The sequence below is a fragment of the Candidatus Nealsonbacteria bacterium genome, from assembly GCA_019923625.1.
GTDB lineage: Bacteria > Patescibacteriota > Minisyncoccia > Minisyncoccales > RBG-13-42-11 > JAHXGN01.
In genome coordinates this window covers 6430-16921 of record JAHXGN010000012.1, presented here as the reverse complement: position 1 = coordinate 16921, position 10492 = coordinate 6430, and the positions used below count along the sequence as shown (strand labels likewise).

Sequence of the window (10492 nt, the reverse complement as noted above, 5' to 3'; positions counted from 1 at the left end):
ATTTATTTGTATTTAAATAATTATTGACCTTTTCTTAATTTAGAATATCATTTTATTATTTTTTGTCAAGTCTCGCGCACTGTATGTAAAGAGGATTTAGAAATGTCAGGTTTTTTCTATTTCGACAATATAATATCAAAACATAACTGCTCCATTCCGATTCTTTCTTCCCCAGAGTTCTTTCCAAATTTTTTCTTTTATAGATTTATTTACATCAACAATTTTGCCTAAAAATTTCAATAAAAATTGCCAACGATGGTTTCTTTATTTCTCCACAAAGAGGGTGTTGCCTTCAATTTTTACTATTTTAACTTTTGATTTTTCGGGGATGGTTTTTCCGTCAGCACTTTCAGCCTGCCAGATTTCATTTCTTAACATTACTTGGCCAATGGGGTTGAGTTCTTTGATAACTTCAGCCTCAAGTCCAATTAAGGCTTCGGGCCCGGTTTTAGGTTTTGTTCTTAAATCTTTAACCACTTCCCTGCTGATGATAACAAAAAGAATTCCAATACTCAAAAGCGCGCCCAAGACCATCATTGTTGTTGCATCAAAAATTTGAGGACTTAAAAATGGTTCGGCTTCAAAAGTAAAAACTCCCAAAAGCAGAAAAATTATTCCCAGACCGCCGAAAATTCCAAAACCGGGCTGAAAAATTTCCATGATTAAAAGAAAAAGGCCTAATAAAATTAATAAAATGCCAAAAATTGAGAATTGAATTATTCCCATACCCCAGAGGCCAATTAAGAGAAAAAGCAGGCCCAAAATTCCGGTTAATTCAAACTCACCTGTCCGGAAGGCAAAAATTAAGCCCAAGCCGCCTAAAGTTAAAAATAAAGAAATTAAATAGGGGTGGGAGAGAAGGTCAAAGAATCTTTCAATTGGAGTTGGTTGAATTTCGGTTATTTTTGGCTCAGAGGAAATAAAGAAATTAAATAGGGGTGGGAGAGAAGGTCAAAGAATCTTTCAATTGGAGTTGGTTGAATTTCGGTTATTTTTGGCTCGGAAATTTCCAGTTTCAAAAAAAGTTCATCTAAATTTCTAGCTGTTTCATCAATAACTCCTACTTCTTTTGCTTCTTTGCCGGTTAAAGTTAAATTCTCCCTGACAAATTTCTCAGCTATCTCTGGATTTCTCTGATTTCTTTCAGCCAAACTTTTTATCCAGGAAGCCATTCCTTCTACCACTTTTGGGTCGGCCTCCATCACTTCCCCGGCCATTATTCGGGGTTCAGCCGCGCCAATTGAGGCCTCGGGATGAACTACAGCGTAATCTGCTGCCAGCAAAATAAAGGTGCCGGCTGAATAAGCCCAGCCGCCTTCTTTATGGACAAAGACAACGGTTTTAACCTTAGTTTCTAAAAGTAAATTAATAATGTCCCTGGTTGACTTTAAAAGCCCGCCGGGAGTATCTAATTTAATTATTAAATATTCGGCTTCGGCTTTTTCCGCTTCCCTAACTACTCTTTTTAAATATTGCAGAGTCCCGGCTTTAATTTCTCCGTCAATTTCAGCTATAATAAACCCCATTAGAAATTTTCGCCAAAGCTAAATTAGTTTCCAAAAAAGGGGTTAACAAAAAACCGAACACTAAAAAAATTGTTGCTAAAATCATTCCTTTGTTCATTTTTTTAATTCAATCAAAGTAATTTCAGGCGGACAATTAAATCTGATTGGTAAAATAGAGGTGCCAATCCCTCGGTTAACATATAAATAAGTGTCTTCTATTCTAAAAAGCCCGCTAGTATATTTCCGACCATATTTTGAAAGGGGCTGGATTAATCTACCGACAATCGGAATATTAACTTGGCCGCCGTGAGTATGACCAACCAAGACCAAATCTATTTTTTCTTTTACCGCTTCATTGATTATCTCTGCCGCGTGAGCTAATAATATCTTTGGCCCTTCATTTTCAATCCCTTCCATTGCTTTTGACAAATTGGCGCGACGGGTCCAGGGATCATCTACTCCGACTAAATAAATGTGTTCATTATTAAGAATTAGTTTTTTGTTTTCGTTGTCTAAAATAGTGATTCCGCTTTCTATTAGATAATTTTTTACAAATTTAGTATCGTGATTACCCAAAACTCCGAATATCCGATTTTCGTATTTTTCTCCTAATTTCTGCCAAAAAATTTTGACCGAATTTAACTTTCTATCAGTTATCGCTTTTGTGATTGGGTCAACAAAGTCACCGGTAATAAAAACAAAATCCGGGTTCAATTTTTCAAGCATTTCTAAAACCTTTTTTTCTCGGCTGCCAAACCATAAAGAATGAAAATCTGAAAGCTGAACAATTTTTACTCCGTCAAATCTCTGGGGTAAATTTTCAATAGCAATAACCTGTTTTTCAATTTGAATATTATTTGGCTCAAAAAATAAAATGTAATAACCAAAAACCAAAAATAGGGGTAAAAATATTATTAGAATTATTTTATTCATTTTAGGTTTTAATTTTTCTTCGACGACCGAGCCCTGCAGGGCGGGGCGAAGGTGAAGAAGAGGATTTCATCCTCTTCGACGCCACCATTTATATAATTCTCCGCCCCACAAAACCAAAGAGGAAAACAGGGCTATGATTAAAAATTCTGAAACAAACAGGGGCTCAAAGCCAAATCTTTCAGCTATTCTTTGGACAAAGAGAGCTCCTAATATCGCTAAAACAGAAGCTGTCATTCCAGCCATTATGAATTTATTAGAAAAGAACCCTATTTTAAAAATGGACTGAGAAAGAGACCTCATATTAAGCACATTAAATAATTGAGTCAGGGCCATGACGGCAAAAGCCCCGGCTCTGGCTTTTCCCAAAGAACCTTGCTCTATAAAAACATTAAACACAAAAATAGTAAGAACAGTCATAATCACAATCATTAAAGCCAAAAACGGCAGAACGTCCTTAGACAAAATGTTTTCCTCTTTTTTTCTCGGGGGCCTGTTTAAAACGTTTTCATGGCGTGGCTCTGTAGCTAAAGGAGCAACAGTAAAACCACCAGTAACCATATTAAGAAATAAAATAGCGGCTGGCAAAATAATCAAAACGGTCTCTCCCCATAAGTAAACGCCAATAATTAAAGAAAGGACTAAAGTCGCGACTTCGGCAAAATTAGTGGTGATTAAAAACAAACTTACTTGTTTAACATTGGTAAAAACCGTTCTTCCTTCTTCAATAGCATTGACAATAGAGGCGAAATTATCGTCGGCCAGAACCACAGAACTACTTTCTCTGGCAACATCGGTGCCAATCTGGCCCATAGCAATGCCGATATCGGCCTTTTTTAAAGCCGGGGCGTCATTTACGCCGTCTCCGGTCATAGCCACAACATAGCCCTGTTTTTGCAAACTTTCTAAAATTTTTAATTTCATTTGCGGCGTTAAACGGGCAAAAATTGAAACATTCTTAACCGCTTCATCAAACTCCTTTTCAGACAACTCTTCTAAATCCATTTGGGTTAGGGCTTCTGCTTTTTCGTCAACCATTCCAATGTTTTTAGCAATAGCCAAAGCAGTCTCCTTATGGTCACCGGTTTTCATAAGAACTCTTATTCCGGCTGTTTTTGCCTTGGCAATGGCTTCTTTTACTTCGGGCCTGGGCGGATCTTCCATTCCGACCATTCCGGCAAAAACCAGGTCTTTGATTAGGTCCTCGGTCAGTTTTTCTGTTTCCAAAGGAACGGTTTTGTAAGCCAATCCAATAACCCTCAAGCCCTCTTTTGCCAAATCATCTACTTTTTTTAACATTTCCTCTTTTACCCGAGCCGTAGCGAAGGGGGAAGAAGAAGATTTATCTTCTTCGACCTCGCCAACTCCCAAAACAGAAAATTTTAATATGGTTTCAGGAGCGCCGGAAACATAAACTTCCTTCTTGATTATCTTTTCTTCTTCGCTTCGCTCAATCAACGAAGCGCCGTATTTTAATTCCTGATTAAAGGGCAAATCATCTATCTTTTTTTCTTTTCCCAGCAATGTTTCTTTTTTAAGGCCGGCTTTCTCGGCTAAAACAACTTGAGCTGCTTCAGTTGGGTCGCCGATAATTTTGTAAATGTTTTTTTTATTATCTTCTTTTATTAATTTGGCGTTGTTCCAAATACAAGCAATATGCAAAAGTTTTCGTAATTGAGGATTTTCTAAGGGGAAAATAACTTTTCCTTTTTGGAAAAATTGACCCTTTGGGCTCCAACCTTCCCCGGAAACCGTAATTTCTTCTTGTTCTAATAAAATTATCTTTTCTACATCCATCGTATTTTGGGTAAGGGTTCCGGTTTTATCAGTGGCAATGACGTTTATCACGCCAGCCGTTTCAGTCGCTTGAAGGTTTCTGATAATGGCCTTTCTTTTTGCCATACGACGGGCTCCAACAGCCAAAACAATAACTAAAGCAGCTGGCAGTCCTTCAGGGATTCCTGAAACCAAAGAAGCCACGGCAAACCTAAAGGTCTCTTCAAACTCAAGATGTTTGACAATAAATCCAATAAGAAAGACAATGGTCGCGCTAGTAAAAGCAATTCCGGCCATTTGTTTTGCGAATAAGTCGGTTTTTATTTTGAAATGAGTTTTTAGGGGCTTAATTTCTTCTAAACTTTGAGCGATTTGACCCAAGGCAGTCTTTAATCCGGTTGCTATAACTACTGCTTTTGCCTGACCTGAGGCAACAAAGGTTCCCAGCCAAACCATATTTTTCTGGTCAGCCAAGGGTGTTTTTTCCGGTAATTCTTCAGGGTTCTTATCTGTCGGCAAGGACTCGCCAGTTAAGGCCGACTCTATGGTTCTAAAATTTTTTAATTCTAACAATCTGGCGTCAGCCGGAATTCTATCTCCTTGTTCCAATAAAATAATGTCCCCGGGAACTAAGTCCTTAGTCGGAATTTTCAACAACTCCCCCTCCCTAATAACATTAGTAAAATCAACAACAATCTTTTTAAGGGCACGAATTGCTCTTTCTGCTTTATGCTCCTGGACAAAGCCCATAACCGCATTAAATAAAAGAACGGCCAAAATTATAGAAACATCAAATATATGGCCGGTAAAAAAGGAAAAAAGGGCTGCTCCAATAAGAATATATATTAAAAAAGAGCGAAACTGCCTAAAAAAAATAAAAACTGGGTGCGGCGCCCCTTTTTCCGGTATTTCATTGGGGCCGAATTTTTGCCAACGGTTTTTGACTTCTTCCAAAGTCAATCCTTCCGGATGAGAAGAAAGTTCTTCTAGAGTTTTTTCAATTGATTTTGAATGAAATAAATTGTTTTTCATTAAGGATAATTTTGGACGATAATCTCTGAAATGGTGTTTTTAATCTCATGGGGTTTTGGTATTTTTTTGATTAAAACCTCTTTTGTCGCCCCGGCGGTTTGAATATGCAAGTTTCCGAATTTGAGCAAGCTTGCCAATATCCCAAAAACTTCCACTTTTATATCCTGAATATTTTTGAGATGAACTATGACCTGCTCACGGTTAAATAGTCCCTTTTGTTCAATATCAATAATTCGTTTATCGGTAACAATAATGACGTCCAGGTAATAGTTGGTCCAAAAAATAAAAAATATTATCCAAAGCCACTGCCACCAAAGACATAAAAAAAACAAAACAGCCATTATCATTTTCAGTTGACCGAAAAGCAATTGCCCCAACTGGGGAAAAACCCCTCCTATTAAAAAAATAAAAAACGGCAGAATGGCCAAAACAAAAATAATCAGCCCTTCAATAAAAATAACGTACCAATGCCTTCTTCTTTCCAAAATTATTTTTTCTCCCTCAAAAAGTTGAATCATAAACACGAGCTTTCATTGGCTATGAAAGCGAAAAGTAAATTATTATTGAAACAATCATTACGGTTAAAAAAATAAAAGAAACTCCGAAAAATATTTTCCGTACTTTTTTGATTTTTTCTTGACCAATTCCATAACGGGTCCAATGATAATTAAAAATAATACTGATGATTATTCCTAAAACAAGAGATATTAAAAAAGCAACCGGCAAAATTGTTGAAATAATGGGAGGAATAACGATTTGTTCCATATTATTGTATTTTAAAGATTTTTGAAATTAACTCAGGGTAAAAAGCGCTGCTCCAGGCTTGAGCCAAACAACCCTCTGATTTCACTTAATTCAGCCTGATTTAATTTTTATTATTCAGGGCTATATTAATTTTACTCTTATCCAAAAAAAAAAAAGCAAATTTCAATCTATTTTTAAAATTTCATATTTAACTTTACCGGCCGGCGTCTCAACCCCTATTTCTTGGCCTACTCTTTTCCCTAAAAGAGATTTCCCCAAAGGTGACTGAAAAGAAATTTTCCCTTCAAAAGGATTGGCTTCTTCGGGGCCGACAATTTGAAATTCTTTTCTTTCATTATTGCCGGAATTAACCGCAATAAAAGAACCAATTTGAACCTCTTTAATATTTTCAACATCTTTCTTTTCAATTATCTTTGCCTGACGAATTATGTTTTCCAATTCCAAAATCCTGCCTTCTAAAAAGGCTTGGTCTTCTTTTGCCTGTTGATAGGCAAAGTTTTCTGACCTATCGCCAAAAGAAGCCGCCTCTCTTATTCTTTCGGCAATTTCTTTTCTTTTTACTTTTTTTGAATAATCTAATTCCTTTTTTAATTTTTCCAATCCCTTTTTGGTAAAATACTTCATATTCCCGAGCCCCGGCGATGGGCGGAGATGAAGGCAAACCCCGAAGGGGGCAAACTTCATCGACTACCCGAGCGTCACAGCGAAGGGGCGGAGATGAAGGCAAACCCCGAAGGGGGCAAACTTCATCGACTTTTTTTCTTAAATTTAAAATACCATAAAATTAAGCCAATTAAAAATAATAATCCCAAAAAGATTTGCCAGCCAAAATGAAGATAAAGCAAAAGACCGGTTAAAGTAAATATTGTAACAATAATTCCGGCGATCATTACCCCCAGGGTAATGAAAAGAAGGGCTCTTTTTGTCGGCATGTTAAAAACAAAAGCAATTAAACTTCCGGTCCAGGCGCCGGTAACGACCACAAATATCATTAAAGTCCATTCTTTCCATTTTTCTATTTTTTTTTGATGATTGGTCCGGGTTTTGTTAAAAAGCCATTGAAAAAATCGGTTAAAGAAAAAGGACTTTTGAGAAAGATATTGAGAAAAAGCCCCGATGGTCAATAAAATAAAAATCGGCGGAACTAAGCTTCCCAAAACCGAAAAAAAATAAGCGGATAAAATGGATAAATTATAAACGGTAAGAGCAATCGGCAGAGCGGCTTGCAACCCACCAATCGGGGTCATGGCAATTAAAAAAGTGTTTAATTCTTCAATTCCGATATTAAAATTCATAGAAACGCTCTTAATTTTTTATTATACCGCTTTTTTAAAAAATAAAAACCCCGTTAAAAAAATAACAGGGTTTTTATTTTTTATTCCAGGTTTATGGCGTTGGCACCGGTATTATCGGCTCTTCTATTATCGGCACTTCTATTATCGGCTCTTCTATTATCGGCTCTTCTATTATCGGCGCTTCTATCTCTCTTCTTCCCATTAAAACAAATATTAGAACAATAACAAGCAAGACAATTAGTCCAATTATGATTTTTTTATTCATAAATTTTTAATGTTTTTAATCCAATCGTATTTCGACCTTTAATTTTAACTTAATGGGGTCAAACCCTCATCTTCATTTTTGCTTTTACTTCGCTTCGCAAAAGCTCGGAGATATATGATTATTTGTAAGAAACCGGCGTGTTATTTACATTGAGCTTCAATTAAGAAGCGAGGCGGAATTGTTGAGGTTGACACTTCGCAGCCAAGCCCGAGATTTGTTTTGCGTTCAATTTGATATTCGGCGGCTTGGCGAGAAATAGCAGCGGCGGAGACAAACCTTTCTTTAACCTTTAGCCGACTGCGTGTCAACCGAAACATTTCTGCCGAGCGAAAGTGTAAACAACGCTGGCAATTCTTACAGATTATTTTATCATATATTTACCACCATTGTAAAGATAATTATCCACAACTAATTTTAAAATGTTGGCAACAGGGAATAATTTCTTGAATTTAGCCCTATCCTTTTGTGCCGCCTGCGGGATTCGAACCCGCGAATCTTCTGCCTGAGAAGCAGATGTCCTAAGCCCCTAGACGAAGGCGGCATGCCAAAAAACTATTTTTCAATAAAATTTTTAAATGTTGCCGAGTTTTGACCTCTCTATAATTTCCAACTCAACTATTTCTCTTGCCCTGCCGTATTTTAACTTTGTTATTTCTTTAATAAGGTCAACGATTTCCGGTTTTCCTTTTTGCGGATAAACGGTTTGAAAACGAAAAGGAGAACAAACTTTATTATTGATTAACATCTTGATTATCAAATTAAAGTTGTCTAAATTAACCAAATCAAAACGGGAAAATTCTGGTTCAAATTGTTTTTCTAAAAATTCAGCGTCATCGGCCCCGATTCTGAAAGCGGCAATCGTTCCAACATTGCCCAAAACCGCATTTCTAATCTCTTCTTTTAATTGGGGAATGTATTGATGGGCTAAAATCAAATTGAGCCGGTATTTTCTGGCTTCCGATAAAATGGTGACAACGGAATCGGTGGTAAAGTTTTGAAATTCATCAACGTAAAGATAAAAGTCCTTTCTTTGGTCTTCCGGCATTTTGGCTCTTTTCATTGCCGCCATTTGCATTTTGGAAACCAAAATCAAACCCAATAAAGAACTGTTTACTTCGCCGGTTAAGCCCTTGGAAAGATTAGCCAGAAAAATTTTACCTTCATTCATAATTTGTTCTAAATTGAAACCGGAAGCCGATTGACCGATAATATTCCTCATCATTTCATTATAAACAAAACGGCCGATTTTTGAGATGACGTAAGTCAGCATGTCTGATTTGGTTTGACCGGTCGTTTGCTGCCATTTTCACATGGCATTTCTCATATAGTGTTCAAACATCGGACCCATAAATTCCGGCGGAAAAAGTTTATAGAAAATGGCAATCATTTCTTGAACGGCAAAGTCCTTTTGCTCCGGGCTGTCGTATTCAAGCATATTCAATCCCATCGGTCTTTGAAAATCAAAGGGCTCAAATAAAATGACATCTTCTATTCTTTCTTCTGGAATATTGGCTAAAGTCGCTTCAATTAACTCGCCGTGAGGGTCAATTACCCCTACCCCCTGACCGGATTCAATGTCTTGGCGAATCATCTCTCTTAATAAAGTTGATTTACCGGTACCGGTTTGACCGATAATATAAGAATGCCTTCTTCTGTCATCTCGGGAAGCAAAATAAACTTTTTTTTCTTCTCCCCGAAAGGTAATTTTGCCGATTAAATTTACTCCCTTTTCCGGCAGTTCAACCGGAGGAGGAGCAAAACCGCTTTTTGCCATTTTAAGATGCGGGGTCTCGGTCTGGGAACTTGGAAAATGATAAATACTGGCCAATTCTTCAATATTTAAGATATTTTTTTGAGCGGGATTAAAATTGCGGAAACTGAAATCAAAAACGAATTTTTTTAAATTTTTGGTCTTAATTCTTTTCGGTTCAAAGCTATTCATTCCAAAAAGAGAAAACTGATTAAAAGCGCCTTGTAAATGTTCTAAAATTTCTTCAGCCCTCTCTTTGGTTTGAGCTGAAGTTACCAGCCGGATATTGGCTTCAAAAACAGGTTTTTGAATTTTTTGTTGGATTGCCTGAATAACTTTTTCATCAACTTTTTTGTCTTCCATTATTCCTTCTTTTTTTTCTTTTGGCTTTGAAATAAAAACATTAATTAAATCCAAAAAAAATTCAAAAATCGGCAAACGGGAGGCCTCTAAAAGAGCGGTCTCAATTGACTTGCCCTCTTTGATTTTATTTAAAATTTTATTGCCGGTTTTTTTTAAAGTTTTCGTCGGTTTGATAATTATTTGAATGGCTGCTCCCTCATCCGCTTCAATTTTAGTTAAAGCATTGGTAATGGTTGATAAAGGGTCTTTCTCTAAGTTTTGATAAGTACTAATCGGAAAAATAGCCGGCTCTTTTAATTTTAAATAAGAGCCATTGGTCACTCCGCCCGGTTCAAAAATAGTATAATCTCCGGGAATTTTTTCAACCAAAGCCCGGGGATAAACGCCATTAATATATTTTTCAAAAGCGTTTTCCAAATAGCGGGGTACGGCAACATAAAAAGAAATATCTTTTTCGCCCAATTGAGAGGCGATTTCCAGGGCAATTTTAGGAGAACTCCTAAAAATTCTTTCAAAAAAACCGAGTTTTCTCAAATAAAGAAAATTGACGTAAATCTGTTCCATTTGGCTGATGACTGCTTTTTCTTCCCTCGGCCTTTGTTCTTCTTTTTTTAACTCATATCTTGGCATTATTATTGAAAAAAGAACCATTTCCAAACTGCTCAAAATTTGACCCTTTTTTATTTTTTTAAATAAGAAAAAAAACAAAAATCCCAGGATAATTAAAATCAGGATGGTAATCAATGGATAAAAAATTACCATAATTTTATGTTTTTACTTTAAATTTGATTAAATCTTAAATTGTTTATAT

The 10492-nt window shown here is 36.4% G+C and carries 11 protein-coding genes and 1 tRNA gene; all 12 read right to left on the bottom strand.

The window, feature by feature from the left end; all coding sequences use genetic code 11:
• Positions 1–264: 264 nt before the first annotated feature.
• Positions 265–726, bottom strand: coding sequence for an NfeD family protein (locus KY055_02055; GenBank protein ID MBZ1345397.1), 462 nt, complete (start codon positions 724–726; stop codon positions 265–267).
• A gap of 173 nt (positions 727–899) precedes the next feature.
• Positions 900–1526: an ATP-dependent Clp protease proteolytic subunit gene (locus tag KY055_02050; GenBank protein MBZ1345396.1), complete on the bottom strand. Its 627-nt coding sequence runs from the start codon at positions 1524–1526 to the stop codon at positions 900–902.
• Between the two features lie 93 nt (positions 1527–1619).
• Positions 1620–2438, bottom strand: a complete 819-nt coding sequence (locus tag KY055_02045) for a metallophosphoesterase (GenBank protein MBZ1345395.1) — start codon at positions 2436–2438, stop codon at positions 1620–1622.
• A gap of 66 nt (positions 2439–2504) precedes the next feature.
• Entirely contained in the window at positions 2505–5243 is a 2739-nt protein-coding gene (locus KY055_02040) for an HAD-IC family P-type ATPase (GenBank protein MBZ1345394.1), read from the bottom strand.
• Entirely contained in the window at positions 5243–5761 is a 519-nt protein-coding gene (locus KY055_02035; protein MBZ1345393.1) for a PH domain-containing protein, read from the bottom strand. Before KY055_02035 ends, KY055_02040 begins: the two co-directional genes overlap by 1 nt.
• 19 nt (positions 5762–5780) lie before the next feature.
• On the bottom strand, positions 5781–6008 hold the full coding sequence (locus KY055_02030; GenBank protein MBZ1345392.1) for a hypothetical protein: 228 nt from the start codon (positions 6006–6008) through the stop codon (positions 5781–5783).
• Between the two features lie 162 nt (positions 6009–6170).
• Entirely contained in the window at positions 6171–6632 is a 462-nt protein-coding gene (greA, locus tag KY055_02025; protein ID MBZ1345391.1) for a transcription elongation factor GreA, read from the bottom strand.
• A 122-nt stretch (positions 6633–6754) separates the two neighbouring features.
• Positions 6755–7303, bottom strand: coding sequence for a small multi-drug export protein (locus tag KY055_02020; protein ID MBZ1345390.1), 549 nt, complete (start codon positions 7301–7303; stop codon positions 6755–6757).
• A gap of 91 nt (positions 7304–7394) precedes the next feature.
• Positions 7395–7568, bottom strand: a complete 174-nt coding sequence (locus KY055_02015; GenBank protein MBZ1345389.1) for a hypothetical protein — start codon at positions 7566–7568, stop codon at positions 7395–7397.
• Positions 7569–8034: 466 nt separating this feature from the next.
• Positions 8035–8109, bottom strand: a tRNA-Glu gene (locus KY055_02010).
• A 30-nt stretch (positions 8110–8139) separates the two neighbouring features.
• Positions 8140–8838, bottom strand: coding sequence for a TraM recognition domain-containing protein (locus tag KY055_02005; protein ID MBZ1345388.1), 699 nt, complete (start codon positions 8836–8838; stop codon positions 8140–8142).
• A 36-nt stretch (positions 8839–8874) separates the two neighbouring features.
• On the bottom strand, positions 8875–10443 hold the full coding sequence (locus tag KY055_02000) for a DUF87 domain-containing protein (GenBank protein MBZ1345387.1): 1569 nt from the start codon (positions 10441–10443) through the stop codon (positions 8875–8877).
• Positions 10444–10492 lie beyond the last annotated feature (49 nt).